The organism is Paucibacter sp. B51 (assembly GCF_027863535.1).
Classification (GTDB): domain Bacteria; phylum Pseudomonadota; class Gammaproteobacteria; order Burkholderiales; family Burkholderiaceae_C; genus Paucibacter_A; species Paucibacter_A aquatilis.
The window spans coordinates 235,250-251,188 of sequence record NZ_JAPIVN010000001.1; the positions used below are offsets into that span (position 1 = coordinate 235,250).

At 67.1% G+C, this 15,939-nt stretch carries 17 protein-coding genes and 1 pseudogene; 6 read left to right on the forward strand and 12 right to left on the reverse strand.

The window, feature by feature from the left end; genetic code table 11:
- Nucleotides 1–5 precede the first annotated feature (5 nt).
- Both OOB33_RS00950 and OOB33_RS00955 read right to left on the reverse strand, forming a co-directional pair.
- Nucleotides 6–497: a GNAT family N-acetyltransferase gene (locus OOB33_RS00950; protein ID WP_271007289.1), complete on the reverse strand. Its 492-nt coding sequence runs from the start codon at nucleotides 495–497 to the stop codon at nucleotides 6–8.
- Nucleotides 498–526: 29 nt separating this feature from the next.
- Complete coding sequence (locus OOB33_RS00955) at nucleotides 527–1,225, reverse strand: cytochrome b/b6 domain-containing protein (RefSeq protein WP_271007290.1); 699 nt, start codon at nucleotides 1,223–1,225, stop codon at nucleotides 527–529.
- A gap of 226 nt (nucleotides 1,226–1,451) precedes the next feature.
- Between OOB33_RS00955 and OOB33_RS00960 the strand changes: the two genes are divergently transcribed.
- Nucleotides 1,452–1,907: a c-type cytochrome gene (locus OOB33_RS00960; protein WP_442953033.1), complete on the forward strand. Its 456-nt coding sequence runs from the start codon at nucleotides 1,452–1,454 to the stop codon at nucleotides 1,905–1,907.
- 29 nt (nucleotides 1,908–1,936) lie between these two features.
- Here OOB33_RS00960 and OOB33_RS00965 read toward each other — a convergent pair whose 3' ends face one another.
- From OOB33_RS00965 to OOB33_RS00980, 4 genes are read right to left on the reverse strand one after another with little or no spacing between them, the layout of a single operon-like run.
- Nucleotides 1,937–2,572, reverse strand: a complete 636-nt coding sequence (locus OOB33_RS00965) for a glutathione S-transferase family protein (RefSeq protein WP_271007292.1) — start codon at nucleotides 2,570–2,572, stop codon at nucleotides 1,937–1,939.
- A gap of 26 nt (nucleotides 2,573–2,598) precedes the next feature.
- Nucleotides 2,599–3,447, reverse strand: a complete 849-nt coding sequence (locus tag OOB33_RS00970) for a PhzF family phenazine biosynthesis protein (RefSeq protein WP_271009998.1) — start codon at nucleotides 3,445–3,447, stop codon at nucleotides 2,599–2,601.
- Between the two features lie 2 nt (nucleotides 3,448–3,449).
- Nucleotides 3,450–4,658 carry an aminotransferase-like domain-containing protein gene (locus OOB33_RS00975; RefSeq protein WP_271007293.1) on the reverse strand — a complete coding sequence of 403 codons (1,209 nt, stop codon included), beginning with the start codon at nucleotides 4,656–4,658 and terminating at the stop codon, nucleotides 3,450–3,452.
- A 53-nt stretch (nucleotides 4,659–4,711) separates the two neighbouring features.
- Nucleotides 4,712–5,506, reverse strand: coding sequence for an aspartate/glutamate racemase family protein (locus OOB33_RS00980; protein ID WP_271007294.1), 795 nt, complete (start codon nucleotides 5,504–5,506; stop codon nucleotides 4,712–4,714).
- Between the two features lie 73 nt (nucleotides 5,507–5,579).
- Here OOB33_RS00980 and OOB33_RS00985 point away from each other — a divergent pair, with 73 nt between their 5' ends.
- Complete coding sequence (locus OOB33_RS00985; protein WP_102769285.1) at nucleotides 5,580–6,992, forward strand: aminotransferase-like domain-containing protein; 1,413 nt, start codon at nucleotides 5,580–5,582, stop codon at nucleotides 6,990–6,992.
- A 15-nt stretch (nucleotides 6,993–7,007) separates the two neighbouring features.
- Here OOB33_RS00985 and OOB33_RS00990 read toward each other — a convergent pair whose 3' ends face one another.
- Nucleotides 7,008–7,238, reverse strand: a complete 231-nt coding sequence (locus OOB33_RS00990; RefSeq protein WP_271007295.1) for a hypothetical protein — start codon at nucleotides 7,236–7,238, stop codon at nucleotides 7,008–7,010.
- Nucleotides 7,239–7,485: 247 nt separating this feature from the next.
- Between OOB33_RS00990 and OOB33_RS00995 the strand changes: the two genes are divergently transcribed.
- Together OOB33_RS00995 and OOB33_RS01000 are read left to right on the forward strand one after the other, a co-directional pair.
- Nucleotides 7,486–8,124: a response regulator gene (locus tag OOB33_RS00995; protein ID WP_102769283.1), complete on the forward strand. Its 639-nt coding sequence runs from the start codon at nucleotides 7,486–7,488 to the stop codon at nucleotides 8,122–8,124.
- Entirely contained in the window at nucleotides 8,121–8,906 is a 786-nt protein-coding gene (locus OOB33_RS01000; RefSeq protein ID WP_271007296.1) for a fumarylacetoacetate hydrolase family protein, read from the forward strand. Before OOB33_RS00995 ends, OOB33_RS01000 begins: the two co-directional genes overlap by 4 nt.
- A 29-nt stretch (nucleotides 8,907–8,935) precedes the next feature.
- Here OOB33_RS01000 and OOB33_RS01005 read toward each other — a convergent pair whose 3' ends face one another.
- Together OOB33_RS01005 and OOB33_RS01010 are read right to left on the reverse strand one after the other, a co-directional pair.
- Nucleotides 8,936–9,346, reverse strand: a complete 411-nt coding sequence (locus OOB33_RS01005) for a hypothetical protein (protein WP_271007297.1) — start codon at nucleotides 9,344–9,346, stop codon at nucleotides 8,936–8,938.
- Nucleotides 9,343–11,220: an ATP-binding cassette domain-containing protein gene (locus tag OOB33_RS01010; RefSeq protein WP_271007298.1), complete on the reverse strand. Its 1,878-nt coding sequence runs from the start codon at nucleotides 11,218–11,220 to the stop codon at nucleotides 9,343–9,345. Before OOB33_RS01010 ends, OOB33_RS01005 begins: the two co-directional genes overlap by 4 nt.
- 259 nt (nucleotides 11,221–11,479) lie before the next feature.
- Here OOB33_RS01010 and OOB33_RS01015 point away from each other — a divergent pair, with 259 nt between their 5' ends.
- Nucleotides 11,480–12,193 (forward strand): choice-of-anchor J family PEP-CTERM protein, encoded by a 714-nt coding sequence (locus tag OOB33_RS01015; RefSeq protein ID WP_271007299.1) that lies wholly within the window; start codon nucleotides 11,480–11,482, stop codon nucleotides 12,191–12,193.
- Nucleotides 12,194–12,301: 108 nt separating this feature from the next.
- On the opposite strand, the gene OOB33_RS01020 is transcribed toward OOB33_RS01015, so the two are convergent.
- The gene (locus tag OOB33_RS01020; RefSeq protein WP_271007300.1) at nucleotides 12,302–13,465 is read right to left on the reverse strand and encodes a GGDEF domain-containing protein; all 1,164 of its coding nucleotides are present in this window, start codon (nucleotides 13,463–13,465) and stop codon (nucleotides 12,302–12,304) included.
- A gap of 264 nt (nucleotides 13,466–13,729) precedes the next feature.
- Here OOB33_RS01020 and OOB33_RS01025 point away from each other — a divergent pair, with 264 nt between their 5' ends.
- The gene (locus OOB33_RS01025; protein WP_271007301.1) at nucleotides 13,730–13,876 is read left to right on the forward strand and encodes a hypothetical protein; all 147 of its coding nucleotides are present in this window, start codon (nucleotides 13,730–13,732) and stop codon (nucleotides 13,874–13,876) included.
- A 43-nt stretch (nucleotides 13,877–13,919) separates the two neighbouring features.
- Here OOB33_RS01025 and fghA read toward each other — a convergent pair whose 3' ends face one another.
- Both fghA and OOB33_RS01035 read right to left on the reverse strand, forming a co-directional pair.
- Nucleotides 13,920–14,780, reverse strand: a complete 861-nt coding sequence (fghA, locus tag OOB33_RS01030; protein ID WP_271007302.1) for an S-formylglutathione hydrolase — start codon at nucleotides 14,778–14,780, stop codon at nucleotides 13,920–13,922.
- Between the two features lie 2 nt (nucleotides 14,781–14,782).
- Nucleotides 14,783–15,889, reverse strand: a pseudogene (locus tag OOB33_RS01035) (S-(hydroxymethyl)glutathione dehydrogenase/class III alcohol dehydrogenase).
- Between the last annotated feature and the right edge of the window lie 50 nt (nucleotides 15,890–15,939).

Consider the following 15,939-nt stretch of genomic DNA (forward strand, 5'->3'; position numbering starts at 1 on the left):
GACCCTCAGGCCAGTTCGACACGGAGGTAGTGCGCACCCGGGATCGGGTTGAAGTAATACGGCGGCACGGCCTCGAAACCCAGACTCTCGTACAGGCCGCGAGCGGCCTCCATATCGTCCAGGGTGTCCAGCAGCATGCTGGAATAGCCGGCCTGGGTGGCGCGGTCGATCAAGGCCTGGGCCAGCATGCGCCCAAGGCCGAAGCGGCGGAAGGCCGGGCGGACAAACAGGCGCTTCATTTCGCAGGCGTTGGGGTAGTCAACCTCGGGCAGGTTGCAAAACCCGCCGCAACCGGCCACGGCGCCATCCACCAGCGCCAGCAGCATCAAGCCGCCGGGCGGCTCATACTGGCCGGGCAGCGAGGCCAGTTCGGCCTCGAAATCCTGGAAGCACAGGTCCACCTGCAAGCTGGCGCTGTAATCGCGCAGGATCTCGCGCGTGGCGGACCAGGCTTCAGCGTCGTCCGGGGTGATCAGGGTGATGCGAGGGCTTTCCATGCAGCGCTGCAGTGTACTGGCCACCTGCCTCACGTGGGCGGGGCCGGCGTCACCAGCAGATAGACCCCGGCGGAACAGGCCAGCAACAAGGTCAGCGCAAACAGGCGTGTGGCCCAGCTGTCGGCACTGGCCGGCACGGCAGCAGGCAGATGCTTGTCGCCCGAGAGCATGGGGCCGATCAAGTCCTGGCGGCGCCGCAGGCGGTAGAAGGCGATCGCCAGCAGATGCAGGCCCAGCAACAGGAACAGCCCCCATTGCCCGTAGCTCTTGTGATAGTGGGTCCAGGCCAAGCTCACCTCAGAGCTGACCCAAGCGACCAGCGGGCCACTGAAGGCGATCTCGTCATCGGCGATCAGTCCCGAACCCACTTGCAGGCCCAGCCAGGCCAGCATGGCCAGCACCGAGAAGGCGCCCAGCGGGTTGTGGCCCACATCGAAATGATCGCCCTCGCGCGGCTGTCCGCGCAGATAACGCAGCAGAGCGGCGGGGCTGTAGAGAAAGCTGGCAAAGCGCGACCAGCGCCCGCCCACCAGACCCCAAGCCAGTCGAAAAGCCAGCAAGGCCAGCACCGCATAGCCCAGGCGCGCATGCCAGATCATGGCGTTGCCACCGATCTTGGCGCTGAGCACCGAGCCCAGCACGCACAGCGCCAGCGCCCAATGGAACAAACGGGTCGGCAGGTCCCAGACCCGCACCTGCACACCCACCCTCGTCGAGTCCTCAGACATGGACGGACCTCCTTTTGCCACCGGGCAACGCAAGCACCCAGGCATGCGGCCTCACAGCTGGCAACGATAACCCAGCGGCGACGCGGCGGCAGCCCCGCACAAGTTCCAGGTCTTCCGTACACTCAGCGCGCCGGCCCCAGGCCGACGCTTCTTTCTCTTGTTGTTCGTTCATTCCTGCCTTCCTTCCTCTGCCACAAGGACCTCACGCACCATGAAGAAGATCTCGATGAAGCACACCCTCAGCCTGGCCCTCCTGAGCGTCGCCGCCCTCGGCACCAGCCTGCCGGCACAGGCCCAGTTTCAAAAACCCGAGGATGCCGTCAAGTACCGCAAAGCCGCCTTCACCCTGATCGGTGCCCATTTCAGCCGCATGGGCGCCATGGTCCAGGGCCGCGCCCCGTTTGACGCCGCCGCTGCGGCCAGCAATGCCGAGGTCGTCGCCAGCCTCTCGCGCCTGCCTTTCCACGGCTTTGTCGAAGGCACGGCCAGCAAGGACAAGGGCGGCGCCAAGGCCGAGATCTGGAGCGAGCGCGCCAAGTTCGACGAAGCCGCCAAGAAGATGCAGGACGAAGTGGCCAAGCTGGCCGCCGCCAAACCCGCGACCGTGGAACAGCTGAAGGCCAGCTTCGGTCCGGCCGCCAGCACCTGCAAGTCCTGTCACGACAACTTCCGCAACGAGTAAGCGGCCAGGCTGACGGCCCGCCCTGGATGTCAGGGCTGACCGTTGGCACCGTGGGCCATGAAGGCCGGGCGCTGCTCCAGGCGCTGCAGATAGGCGCGGGCCGCCGGCACCTCGGGCCGGCCCGCCTCGTCCAGCGGCGCCACGCGCCAGCGCTGCAAGGACAGGCCCAGCACCACATCGGCCAGGGTGAAGGTCTCGCCGCAGACAAAGGCGCCGGTCCGGGCCAGCTGCGCGTCGAGGATCTGCACATGGCGGTGCCAGCCCGCCACGCCTTGGGCCAGCAGCTGCGGGTCCTGGTGCGCCGGGCTCTGGCGCACCAGGCTCATGAAGGCATAGCGCCAGGCGTTGTTGAACTCGCCGGCCTGCCAGTCCATCCACTGCTCGACTTGCGCTCGCGCCCGGGGCGCTTGCGGCAGGAGCTCATGGCGCTGCTCGCGCGCCACCAGGTAGCGGCAGATGCTGTTGCTCTCCCAGAGCACGAAATCGCCGTCGCACAGCACCGGCACCAAGGCATTGGGGTTGAGGCGGCGGAACTCGGGCGTGTCGGTGGCGGCAAAGCCCGCGCCCCAGTCCTGGCGCTCAAACTCAAGCCCCAGCTCGGCCAAGGTCCACAGCACCTTGCGGACATTGATGGAGCTAGCCTTGCCCAGCAGTTGCAGGGTCATGGCGCAGTTGTCCCTTCAAACATCCATCAAAGGCGGACTTCGCCTTCGATCAAGGGCACGACATCGCCGCCGATCCAGGTGGCCTCGTCATCGCGCAAGACATGGATGCGGCCGGCGCGCGCCAGCTTAGCGCCCTGGGCTACGGTGTAACGCACGGGCGCCAGGCCCGCATCCATCAACCACAGGGCCAGGCCCGCGTTGAAGCTGCCGGTGACCGGGTCTTCCGGCACACCGAGATCCGGCACAAAGGCCCGCACCTCGAACTGCTGGGGCGAGCCCGAAGGGTAGGCGCCGAACACGCCGAGCTTCAGGCCCTGCATGGCCGCGAAATCGGGCTGCAAGGCCAGCACCGCCTCTGCCGAGGCCAAGCGGGCCGCCATCCAGCCCGGACCGTTGTCCACCCACACCACATCGAGCACCGCCTCGGCGGGCAGGCGCAGCGAGCGCAAGACCTGCTCATGCAGCTCAGGCGCCACCGGGCCCGAGCGCTTGAGCGGCGGTGCCGCAAAAGCCAGGCGTTCGCGCTTGTGATCGCCGCCTCGCTTGATCGTCACCAGACCGATCTCGCATTCCTGCACCACCCGCCCCTTGTGCTTGGGCACACCGCCGGCAGCCAGCCAGCAGTGGGCCGAGCCCAGCGTCGGGTGGCCGGCAAAGGGCAGCTCGCCACCGGGGGTGAAGATGCGCACCCGGTAATCCGCCTCCGGCTGCGTGGGCGGCAGCAGAAAAGTGGTTTCGCTGAGGTTGGTCCAGCGGGCAAAGCTGGCCATGGCGGCGTCGCTGAGCCCCTCGCCGTCGATGACGACGGCCAGGGCATTGCCCAGCAAGGGCATGGCGGTGAAGACGTCGACTTGGGCGAAGCGGCGGCTTTGCAGGCTCATGGCGTGGGCTGTGCGCCGTTGTCCAGCGCGTCGCGCAGCACCTTGCCCAGGATGGCCACGCCTTCCTCGATCTGCGGCGGCGTCAGGGTCACAAAGGACAGACGCAGGGTGCGCGGGTCGGGGTTCTGGGCGTAGAAGGCCGCGCCGGGCACGAAGGCGATGCCGGCATCCACCGCCTTGGGCAGCAGGTCCATGGCATTCAGGCCTTCGGGCAGGCGGATCCAGAAGAACATGCCGCCCTTGGGGCTCTGCCAGACGCAGCCCGGCGGCAGGTGCTTCTTCAGACCCTCGGCCATGGCATCGCGGTTGGCCTTGTAGCGGGCGCGGATCAGCGGCACATGCTCGTCGAGGAAGCCGTTCTTGACGACCTCGTAGACCACGCGCTGGTTGAAGCCCGGGGTGTGCAGGTCGGCCGCTTGCTTGGCTTGCAGCAGCTTGGGGTAGAGCTCGCTCGGGGCAATGATGAAGCCCAGGCGGAAGCCGGGCGTCAGCACCTTGGAAAAGCTGCCCAGGTAGATGGTGCCTTCCGGCCAGAAGGAGGCCAGGGCCGGCAGCGGCGGCTCGTCAAACCAGAGGTCGCCGTAGGGGTTGTCTTCGATCACCGGCACGCCGGCGGCCTTGGCCGCGGCCATCACGGCCTGGCGGCGCTCCAGGCTCATCACCCGACCGGTGGGATTCTGGTAATTGGGCAGCAGATAGGCAAAGCGGGTGCCGGGCGCGTCATGCGGCAGGCGGGCAAACTCGGCCGGGTCCACACCCTGCTCGTCACTGGCCAGGCTCACGAAGTTGGGCTCGTAGGGCGTGAAGGCCTGCAGGGCGCCGAGGTAGGTGGGCGTCTCCACGGCCACCGGCGCGCCGGCATCGCAGAGGATCTTGCCGACCAGATCCAGGCCTTGCTGGGAGCCGCTGGTGATCAGCACCTGATCCGGGCTGACCGTCATGCCCAGGCTGGCCATGCGCTGGGCCACCCATTCGCGCAGCGGCGCAAAACCTTCGCTGGCGGCGTACTGGAGGGCTTCCTTGGCGTTGTGGCTGAGCACCTGATCGCAGGCAGCTTTGAGCGCATCGACCGGGAAGGTATCGGCCGATGGCAGACCGCCGGCCATGGACAGGATGCCCGGCTTTTCGGTGACCTTGAGGATCTCGCGAATGATGGACGGGTTCATGCGCGCGGCGCGGCGGGCTTGGTTCCAGATGCTGCTCATGCTTCTTGTCTCCTGCGGATTCATCAACAATTCATTCAAGGAAGGCGATTCGGTCAAGGCGTGGATTCTTGCGTGCCTGAGGTCGGCGCGGCCTGCGTGGGGACAAGCTCACCCTGGCTTTTACCACCGTGCGGGGCGATCTCGGCGTCGGCCAGCATCCAATCAACCGCGGCCCGTGCCTGCAGCACGGTCGAGTCGAAAAAAGGCAGGGGGCTCAAGGCCTGCGCCGCGTCATCGAGCAAGAGCCCGACCTCGGTGCAGCCCAGGATCACACCTTCGGCGCCGCGGACGGCCAGCTCGGTGACGCAGTCCAGGTACTGGGCCCGCGACGACGCGTTCAACTGGCCGCGGCACAGCTCGTCGTAAATGATGCGGTGGATCTCGGCCGCCGCTTCAGTCGGCGGGGTCAGCAATTCGATGCCATGGCGGGCCATGCGCTGCTGGTAGAAGGAGTCAGCCGCCATGGTGTAGCGCGTGGCCAGCAGGCCGACCCGGCGCAGACCCTGGGCCTGCAAGGCCGCGGCGGTGGCGTCGACGATGTGCAAGAGCGGAAGGCCGGCTTGCGCCTGCAGCTCATCGGCCACCTTGTGCATGGTGTTGGTCGCCAGCAGCAAGGCCTGGGCGCCCGCCGCTTTGAGCCCGGCGCCGGCCTCGCCCAGCAGGCGGGCGGCCGCGGCCCAGTCGCCGCGCGCCTGCATCGCTTCGATCTCGGCGAAGTCCACGCTGTGCATCACGAGCCGGGCACTGTGCAGGCCGCCCAGGCGAGCCGCCACCTCACGGTTGAGCAGCGCGTACAGATGCGCGCTCGATTCCCAACTCATGCCCCCGAGGATGCCCAGCAATTTCATGGGCCCAGTCTAGCGGCCTCAACCAATACAGACCCAATACACTTCGCCGCACATTTTCAGAATCTGTATCGGCATGAGCACCAGCACAGCTTTGTCCCGCAGCGCCAGCCTGCCCTTGGCCCAGCAGCTGGCCCTGCGGTTTTCCGAACGCATCCAGCAGCGCTTGATCCTGCCCGGCGCCCGCCTGCCCTCGGTGCGTGAGTGCGCGCGCCACCATGGCGTCAGCCCTTACACCGTGGTGGCGGCCTACGACCAGCTGCTGGCTGCCGGCCTGCTGGAAGCGCGCAAGCAGCGTGGCTTTTTTGTGCGCGAGGTCCACGCCCCCCGAGCCAAGTCGGCACCGGCCCAGACGGCGACGACCACCCCGGCACCCATCGATGCCAGCGCCTTGATCCGCGGCATGTTTCAGGCAGACGCCCGCCATGCCCCAGGCCTGGGCACCCTGCCCGGCGATTGGTTGGACCTGCCCATGTTGCAGAGCGCCATGCGCCGGGTGGTCAGCCAGAGCGAGGAACCCGATCAACTGGCACTGCAGTATGGCGAGCCCGGCGGCGACCCGCGTCTGCGCAGCGCCTTGAGCCGGCGCCTGGAGGATCTGGGCGTGCACGCGGCGCCTGAGCAGATCATCAGCACCGTGGGCGCCACCCATGCCCTGGACCTGATCACGCGCTGCCTGCTGACCCCGGGAGACGCTGTGCTGGTGGACGATCCCGGCTGGGCCATCGAGTACGCGCGCCTGTCGCAAGCGGGTATGCGCCTGCTGCCGGTGCCGCGTGGGCCGCAGGGGCCCGACCTGGAGGTCATGGCCCGATTGATCGCCGAGCACCGGCCGCGCATGTATGTGACCGTCTCGGTGCTGCACAACCCCACGGGCAACAGCCTGTCACTCGCCAGCGCGCACCAGATCCTCAAGCTGGTCGAAGCGGCCGACATGCTGGTGGTCGAAGACGACACCTATGCCTTCCTGGCACCCAACCATGTGCCGAGGCTTTCAGCCCTGGACGGGCTCAAGCGCACGATTTACGTCTCCGGGTTTTCCAAGATCCTGACCCCGGCCTGGCGGGTCGGCTTTGTCGCGGCCAGCGCCAAAATCGTGCACCAGCTGACCGAGCTGAAGCTGCTGTCCACCCTGACCACCAGCCCGATGATGGACCGGGCCGTGGCCATCTGCCTGGAGCAAGGCCAGCTGCGCCGCCATGCCGAACGGGTGATCTCGCGCCTGGACGCCGCGCGGCAGCGTGCCGTGCGCCTGGCCGAAGAGGCGGGCTGCCAGTTCGTGACCCCGCCGCAAGGCCTGTTCGGCTGGTTGGAGGTGGGCGTGGACACCGAACGCCTGGCCCAGCGCATGCTGGACGCCGGCTGGCTGATCGCGCCCGGCTTGCTGTTCAGTCCGACACGACGCGCCGGCACCCTGATGCGCATCAATTTCGCCACCTCGCAAGACGCGCGCTTCTGGCGCCTGCTGGCCGAGCTGCGCAAGGCCTGAATCCCGGGCGGTGCTTCAGGCCAGGCAGCGCGGCTGGGCCGGGCTGCAACAGGTGTCCGCCATCGGCTCGCTGATGCGCGCGGGCAGGGCCGCGTCGGCCTCGACCGGCCGCAAGGCCAGATCGGCCATGCCGCTGCCACACGAAGCCAGGCTCAGGGCCAGCGCGGCCACCACCACGGCCGGACACAACCAGATCAACTCACGCAAACCGGCTCGCAACCAGTCATGTTTGGATTTCATCTGCATGGCCTCATCCCTCGTCGGTTCTTGAAATCTTGTTGCGTGGGAAATTATCCCACTCAAAAAGACAGAAGTTCAAGTACCGCCTGTCGCCGCGGCGACCGCCGCGGGCGGCATTCGTACATGGCTCGAGGTACTACAAACGTCGCGCGACCCGAAAACAACGTGCCACGGGGCTAACATCGCCCTTTTCGGCCCCCCTTCCACGGGGAATTCACCGTTTCGTGCAGCCGCCCTTCCCCGTTTCCTGGTCATGAGTGCCCCCGCGAACAACGAGCTCCGTTTTCTGGTCGTCGATGCCCTGGCGGGTGTTCAGACCTTTGCCCGCCAACTGCTGGAAGGCTTTGGCTTTCCCTCCCATTCCATCCGCAATGCTGGCGACACCGCCTCGGCCTTGACGATTGGCCTGGAATTCAAGCCCGACTTTCTGATCACGGACTGGTTCCCCAAGGCCGATCTGAGCGGCATCGCGCTCTTCCAACGACTGAAAACAGTCAACCCCGGTTGCCGCCTCGCCCTGCTGAGCTTCGAGATCACGCCGGCGCATGAGGCCGAGGCCGCGGCAGCCGGCTCGCGCTTTCTGCTGCGCAAGCCCTTCACCGCCGATGACCTCAAGACCACCATGCGCCGTTCGCTGGAGCAACTGGCTCAGGAACGCCCGGAGCTGGCGCAGCGACTGAATGCCGTGATGAAGGCACAACAAGGTCCCGGCCATCTGCCACCCAAGATCGTGCTTCCGCCCTTGCCGCCGCAGCTGCGCGCGGGCGACAAGGTCAAGTACGAGGGCCAGTCCGATACCGTGCAGTACGTCGTGGTGCGCAGCGGTGAGTTGGTCGTGCAGCTCAAGAACAAGACCGAGCTGATCCCGGCCCACAAGCTGCAGCGCCTGTGAACTCCGAAGACAGGGCGCGTGTCCGCGATGAACTCCCGGCTACTTTGGCTGCCGCCTGGTGGGGCGGGCCCTTGCTGGATGCCGGCGCCTGGCCGATCGATCCCCCAGACTCCGCGCTGATCGATTGCGCCCAGCAAGATCTGGCGCGCCGCCTGGGCTGCAATCAGGCCCATGAGCCCCAAGCATGGAAGAGCGGCGGCCCCTCGCGCACAGCGGCATTGGGCCATGCCGCCCTGCCCCCACGCGGCGTGCGCCGCAGCCCGGCCACCCTGCACGATTTGCGCTTGAACCGCCCCGGCATCGAGGCCGAAATCGCCCTGCGCCTGGGCCAGGATGTCGATGCCGCACGGGCTGCCACGCTGGACGGCCTGCAGGCCGCGGCCCTGGTGGACGGCATGGCCGTCTCGGCCGAGTTGGTCAGCTCACGCTGGCTGCAAGCCCAGGCCGCGCCGGCCTGGCTGCGCCAGGTCGATGCACTCTCGCATGGCGCCCTGGTGCTGGGCGACTGGTTGCCACCGCAAGCCGGGCGTGACTGGGCCCAGCAGGTCTGCGAAATCCAACGCAATGACGAGGCGCCGCAGCGTGCCCGCGGCAGCCATTCCCTGGGCGATCCCTTCTGGCTGCTGCCGCAGTGGCTGCGCCATGCCACCCGCGAGGGTCAGGTCTTGCCTGCCGGCTCGGTGGTCACCACCGGCGCCTGGCTGGTGATGCCCGATCTGGCGGCGGGCGACCGGCTGTGGGTCCGCTTCGAAGGGCTGGGCGAGGTGCAGGTTCAGCTCTGAAGCAGCGCGACGCTCGAGCCCTCAAACCCTCAGACAAAGGCCAGGGCCAGCAGCAAGACCGGATACGGCAAGGCCACGGTCGGGCGCAAGGCCGACTTCAGGTACTCCAGCATCAGCGCCACGCTGACCGGCCGCTGCTGCAGCCACTCGCTGTGCAGCTGAAACGCTGTAGCTGTCGGGGCGGGCTCGCGCAGCAGCTGTTCCACGCGCAGCAGGCGATCGGACAAGCGCGACTGGAAAGTCTTGAGCACGCCCTCCTGCAGCCACAGCAGCGGCAGCAGCACCCAGAGCCAGCTCGCACCCCAGGCCAGGCCGCACAAGACCAGGGCGAAGAGTTTCAGCGCCAAGGCACCGAACTCGTAGCACTCATGCGCGCGGAACAAGGCCCGCCATTCCTGGCCCAAGGCCTGCGCGCGGTCCGGGTCCGCCTGCGCCGTCATTTCGCTTCCAGCACTTCCCAGCGCTCCATCAGGCCCAGCAGTTCGTCGTCGATCTGCGCGGCGCGGTCGGTCACTTCGGCGATGCGGGCAGCCCCCTGGCTGTAGAGCTCGGTGCCGCCCAGCAGCGCGTGCAGCTGCTTCTGCTCGGCTTCCAGCGCCGCCACCTTGGCGGGCAGCTCGTCCAGCTCGCGCTGCTCTTTGTAGCTGAGCTTTTTCTTGTTGGCCACCACAGGTGCGGGCGCCGCTGCGGCGACCGGCGCGGGGGCCGAAGCAGCTGCGGGCGCCGACTTGGCAGCCAGGGCCGCCGCGCGCTTGGACTGGATCAACCAGTCCTGCACGCCGCCCTCGTACTCGCGCCAGCGGCCATCGCCTTCGTTGACGATGGTCGAGGTGACCACGTTGTCCAGGAAACGGCGGTCATGGCTGACCAGGAAGACCGTGCCGTCGTAATCGGCCAGCAGCTCTTCGAGCAGCTCGAGGGTTTCGATGTCGAGGTCGTTGGTCGGCTCGTCCAGCACCAGCACATTGGCCGGGCGGGCAAACAGGCGGGCCAGCAGCAAGCGGTTGCGCTCGCCGCCGGAGAGGCTCTTGACCGGCGAATTGGCGCGCGCGGGCGAGAACAGGAAGTCGCCCAGATAGCTCTTCACATGCTTTTTCTGCGTGCCGATCTCGATCCACTCGCTGCCGGGGCTGATGGTGTCGGCCAAAGTGGCGTCGAGGTTCAGCGTGTCGCGCATCTGATCGAAATAGGCCACCGTCAGGCGCGAGCCCTGGCGCACCTCGCCGCCGTCGGGCGCCAGCTCACCGAGGATCATCTTCAGCAGCGTGGTCTTGCCGGCGCCGTTGGAGCCGACCAGGCCGACCTTGTCGCCGCGCAGGATGGTGGCGGTGAAGTCGCGCACGATGACGCGGTCGCCATAGCTCTTGCTGACGTTTTCCAGCTCGGCCACGATCTTGCCGCTGGCCGCGCCGGTGTCGATGTCCAGCTTGGCCTTGCCCTGCACATCGCGGCGCGCGGCGTGGGCCAGGCGCATGGCCTCCAGGCGCTGGATGCGGGCCACGCTGCGGGTGCGGCGGGCTTCCACGCCCTTGCGGATCCAGACCTCTTCCTGCGCCAGCAGCTTGTCGAAGCGGGCGTTGAACAGGGCCTCGTTCTCCAGCTCGTAGGCTTTGGCGGCGGTGAAGGCCGCGAAATTGCCCGGGTAGCCGCGCAGCTGACCACGGTCCAGCTCGACGATGCGATTGGCCACATTGTCCAGAAAGGCCCGGTCGTGGGTGATCAGCAGCAGCGAGCCCTTGAAATCGTTGAGCAGACCTTCGAGCCAGGTGATGGCATCCAGGTCCAGGTGGTTGGTAGGTTCGTCCAGCAGCAGCACATCGGGCTGGGCGACCAGGGCGCGGCCCAAGGCCACGCGCTTTTTCAAACCTCCGGAGAGCGAACCCACCACACGCGAGCCATCCAGGCCCAGGCGCTGCAAGGTTTCATCCACGCGCTGCTCCCAGGTCCAGCCGCCGATGTGCTCGATGCGCTCGCCGATCCACTCGAGATCGTCATTGGGGTCGTGGATTTCGTAGCGCTCGCGCAAGGCCTTGGCCTCGGCCACGCCTTCGCTGACCACGTCAAAAATGGTGGCTTCGGGCCGCAACAGTGGTTCCTGCGGCACATAGACGCTGGTCAGGCCTTGCTGCAGTTGCAGCAGCCCGTCATCGAGTTTCTCGATTTGAGCCAGCACTTTGAGCAGGGACGATTTGCCGGTGCCATTGCGGCCAATGAGGCCGACGCGCTCACCCATTTCGAGCGAGAAAGAAGCACCATCCAGCAGCGGCACATGGCCGAACGCGAGATGGGCATTGGAGATGGATAGGACTGCCATGGCGCGCATTGTCCCCGATGGACGAGGCCGGCCCCGAAACGGGACAGCCGGCGTGTGGCGGGCGCAGCGCAGCTGCTGGTTTCCCCTCCCCTTGATCCGGTGGGTCCCCCAGGGATTTCATGGGTTTGTCATTTCAAGCGGGCGGGTACAAGGAGAACACGTGCAGTCCTGCACGGTTTTGAAGACATGCAGGATCGCCGAAGACTTCGCCGAGCGCTCGCCGCGCGGCCTCTTGCCAACGCTTTTGAGGAGAACCCTAATGTCCGCACGTTCCATCTTTGCCCGCGCGCTGGTGCCGGCCGTGATCGCTGCCCTGGCTGCAGGCAATGCCGCGGCTGCCAACCTGACCGAAGGCTTCGACACCGTCCTGCCCGCCGGCTGGACCCAAAAGAACAACAGCGCCCCCATCGGCACCACCAACTGGTTCCAGGGCAATGCCACCGTCTTCACTTCGCAATCGGGCGCGGCCAATTCCTACATCGGCGCCAACTTCAACAACACGGCCGGCGCCGGCGAAATCAGCAACTGGCTGATCACCCCGACCCTGAGCTTCAACAACGGCGACACCCTGACCTTCTGGAGCCGCAGCGTCACCGATTCGCTCTACCCCGATCGCCTGGAAGTTCGCTTCAGCAATGTCGGCGGCACCGATGTCGGCAACACCGCCACCAGCGTTGGCAGCTTCAGCACCCTGCTGCTGAGCATCAACCCCAATCTGGAGCAAGGCGGCTACCCCGGTGAGTGGACCCAGTACAGCGCCACCATCAGCGGCCTGAGCGGTGCCACCAACGGCGCCATCGCCTTCCGCTACACCGTGAACTCGGGTGGCCCCTCTGGCGACAACTCCGACTACATCGGCATCGACAGCGTCAGCATCACTGCCGCCGTGCCGGAACCCAGCACCTACGCCCTGATGGCCCTGGGCCTGGGCGCCATCGGCCTGCGCCGCCGCAAGCAAATGCAAGACCGCTGATCGGTCGGTTGCTTGCCTCTCGGCCGGGACCCTGGCTGAGCCAGCCTCACAGCAACGCCCCGCTCTGCGGGGCGTTTTCATTGCGGGCGCTGATATGCGCGCCGGCGCTCAGGCCTGCAGCTCGACGCGATTGCGCCCGCCGGCCTTGGCGCGGTAGAGCGCACGGTCGGCGCGGCCAAACAGGCGGTCGGCATGATCGCCGGGCTGCCACAGCGCCACGCCGATGCTGGCGCTGCGCACGCCGGGTTCGGGCGAAGCCAGGTCGGTGGCCAGCACCGCGCGCAAGGCTTCGGCCTGCGCCAGGGCTTGCGTGGCATCGGCGGCCGCCAGCATCACGGTGAACTCTTCGCCGCCATAGCGGTAGGCGCGCCCCTGGGCCGGCAGCTGCATGCGCAGGCGCGCGGCAAACTGGCGCAGGGCGGCATCGCCAGCACGATGGCCATGCTGGTCGTTGAAGGCCTTGAAGTGGTCGATGTCGATCATCAACACGGCGAACGATCGCCCGGACTGCGCCGCGCCGGACAGGGCTTGGGCCATGTCCTCGTCGAGGGCACGGCGGTTCGCCAAACCGGTCAGACCATCGGTCAATGCCAGTTCACGCACCTCTTGCTCAGCGCGCATCTTGCACATCAGCAAAAAGCCCAGGCAACAAACCACCAGGTAGACAAAGCTGAATGCGAACAGTGGCTGCTGCCAGCCCGTGTGCAGATCGAGGTAGTCCGGCCTCGCCGCACCGAGGGCCAAAAACAGCGCGCGCGCCGGCAGCACCAAGCCCATGGCAAGATGGGCCAGGGCCACCAGGCTTTGCACGCGGGACAAGCCATCGGGCGCCGCAGCAGCAGCCGGCGCAGCGCTGTGCCGGTGACGCCACAGCACATGGGCATTGAGCAACTGCAGCAAGCCGTAGACAAAGCCGTTGAAGATGGTGGCGCCGACATAGCGGCCGCCAAAGGCCGTACCGACCACGGTGACGGCCAGGCCCATCAAGAACAAAGGCGGCCAGCGCCAGCGCAGGCCGAGAAACTGCCGGATGGCCACGAACAGCAAGGCCACACTGAGCGCCCCCAGGGCATTGGCCACGCCGCCCGACAGCCAGGTCGGCAAATGGCCCGCACCCGCCAGCAGAGAGTAGGCCAGCCCTTCGGCAGCAATGCCCCAGGTCCAGCAACGCAGACCATTGGCCTCGTCGGCCACGCCGCGCGCCAGCCACAACATCACGGCGATGGTGACCAGCAAGGCTGTTTGAGCCAGGAACAGGGTGCGAAGGTCCACAGCGGGCGATGGCGCAGGCAGTACGAGGGAGCGAAGGAGGGGCAGACGGGAGAGGCCTTGGCGGGCCCGCCCGCGAGAAAACCGCTGGGCGGGGATGCGCATGGTAGCCGGGCGGCGCCAGCGGCATCGCAGGAAATGCGCGCCCGGTTTCACGAACCCGCCGCTTGCGTGCGCCAGCGCATCGCCGCAGCGCCAGGCGGCCGCGCATGCTGAGGCCTCGATTCACCCCGGGGTTGCTTCAACCCCTTTCAGCGAGCACACCCCATGACCAAAAGTCAGCGCGGCAACAAAGAAGTCAAGAAACCCAAGCAGGCGGCCCATGCACCGGCCAAGCCCAGCGACGCAGGCACCATAGCGGCCCTGGTGCCCCCGGCCCCTCAGCGCGCCGAGCCAGGACGAAAAAAAACCTGAGCCCGCTGCGAGCCCGCGCCGGGCTCGGCATGCGGCGCCCCACTCAGGCACAGAGCTGCTTGGCGTGGTGGCGCAGGTGATCGTCCACGAAGCTGGCAATGAAGTAATAGCCGTGGTCGTAGCCGGCATGGCGGCGCAGGGTCAGGGCTTGCCCGGCCACGGCACAGGCCGCTTCGAAGGCCTCGGGGTGCAGCTGTTCGGCCAGGAAACGATCCGCCAGGCCCTGGTCGATCAGGATGCCGCCCGGGAACTGCGGCCGCCGTGATTTGGCATGCATCAGCATCAAAGCCGTCGCGTCATGGGCCGCCCAATCGGCCGCATCGCCGCCGAGGTAGCCCTGAAACGCCTTCTGCCCCCAGGGGCACTGCATGGGCGCGGCAATCGGCGCAAAGGCCGAGAGCGAACGGAACGCGCCGGGATGGCGCTGCGCCAGCACCAGGGCGCCATGGCCGCCCATGGAGTGGCCGAAGATGCCGGTGCGCTCGGCCGCCAGGCCGAACTCACGCTGCACGCCCGGCAGCAATTCGTGCATCAAGTAGCTCTCCATGCGCCAGTGGCGCGCCCAGGGCTGCTGCTTGGCATCGAGGTAAAAGCCGGCGCCAACCCCGAAGTCCCAGTCCTTGGCCTCGTCCAGCAGCTGCGCACCGCGCGGGCTGGTGTCGGGCATCAGCAGGGCCAGGCCCAGCTCGGCGGCGAGGCGCTGGGCGCCGGCCTTCATGGTGAAGGTTTCTTCGGTGCAGGTCAGGCCGGCCAGAAACACCAGCAGCGCCTTCGGCTCGGGCGGCAGGAAGAGCGCAAAGCGCATGGGCAGGCCGATCTCGGCCGAGGCATGGCGGTAAAAGCGCTGACGCCCGCCGAAACAGCCATGCTCGCTGAGCAGCTCCAGCGCTTGCAGCTCGGCCATGCTCAGAACTCCACCACGGCGCGGATCGACTCGCCGCGCTTCATCAAGTCGAAGCCTTCGTTGATCTGCTCCAGCTTGAGCTTGTGTGTGATCAGCGAGTCGATATTGAGCTTGCCGTCCATATACCAGTCGACGATCTTGGGCACGTCGGTGCGGCCCCGGGCGCCGCCGAAGGCGCTGCCTTCTCATTTGCGGCCGGTCACCAGCTGGAAGGGCCGGGTGCTGATCTCGGCGCCGGCCTCGGCCACGCCGATGATGATGGAGCGACCCCAGCCCTTGTGCGTGCACTCGAGCGCGTCGCGCATGACCTTGGTGTTGCCGATGCACTCGAAGGAGTAGTCGGCGCCGCCATCGGTCAGCTGCACGATGTGGTCGACCACGTTGCCGACCTCCTTGGGGTTGATGAAGTGGGTCATGCCGAACTGGCGCGCCATGGCCTCACGGCCCGGGTTGATGTCGACCCCGATGATCTTGTCGGCCCCCACCATCTTGGCGCCCTGGATCACATTCAGGCCGATGCCGCCGAGGCCGAACACCACCACATTGGCGCCCGCCTCCACCTTGGCGGTGAACAGCACGGCGCCCACGCCGGTGGTGACGCCGCAGCCGATGTAGCAGACCTTGTCAAAAGGCGCGTCCTCGCGGATCTTGGCCAGGGCGATGCCGGGCACGACGATGTGGTTGGAGAAAGTGGAGGTGCCCATGTAGTGAAAGATGGGCTGACCGTCGATCGAAAAGCGGGCGCTGCCGTCGGGCATCAGGCCCTTGCCCTGGGTGCTGCGGATGGCCTGGCAGAGGTTGGTCTTGCGCGAGAGGCAGAACTTGCACTGGCGGCATTCCGGCGTGTAGAGCGGGATCACATGGTCGCCCGGCTTCAACCAGGTGACGCCCTCGCCCACCTCCAGCACCACGCCGGCGCCTTCATGGCCCAGGATGGCCGGGAAGATGCCCTCCGGGTCGGCGCCCGAAAGCGTGTAGTAATCGGTGTGGCAGATGCCGGTGGCCTTGATTTCGACCAACACTTCACCGGCCCGCGGGCCGTCCAGCTGCACCTCTTCGATGCTCAGAGGGGCGCCGGCTTTCCAGGCAACAGCGGCACGGGTTTTGATCATGTGGGGCTCCTGAAAAAAGCGGAGGGAGGGCAACTGGGGCAGTACGG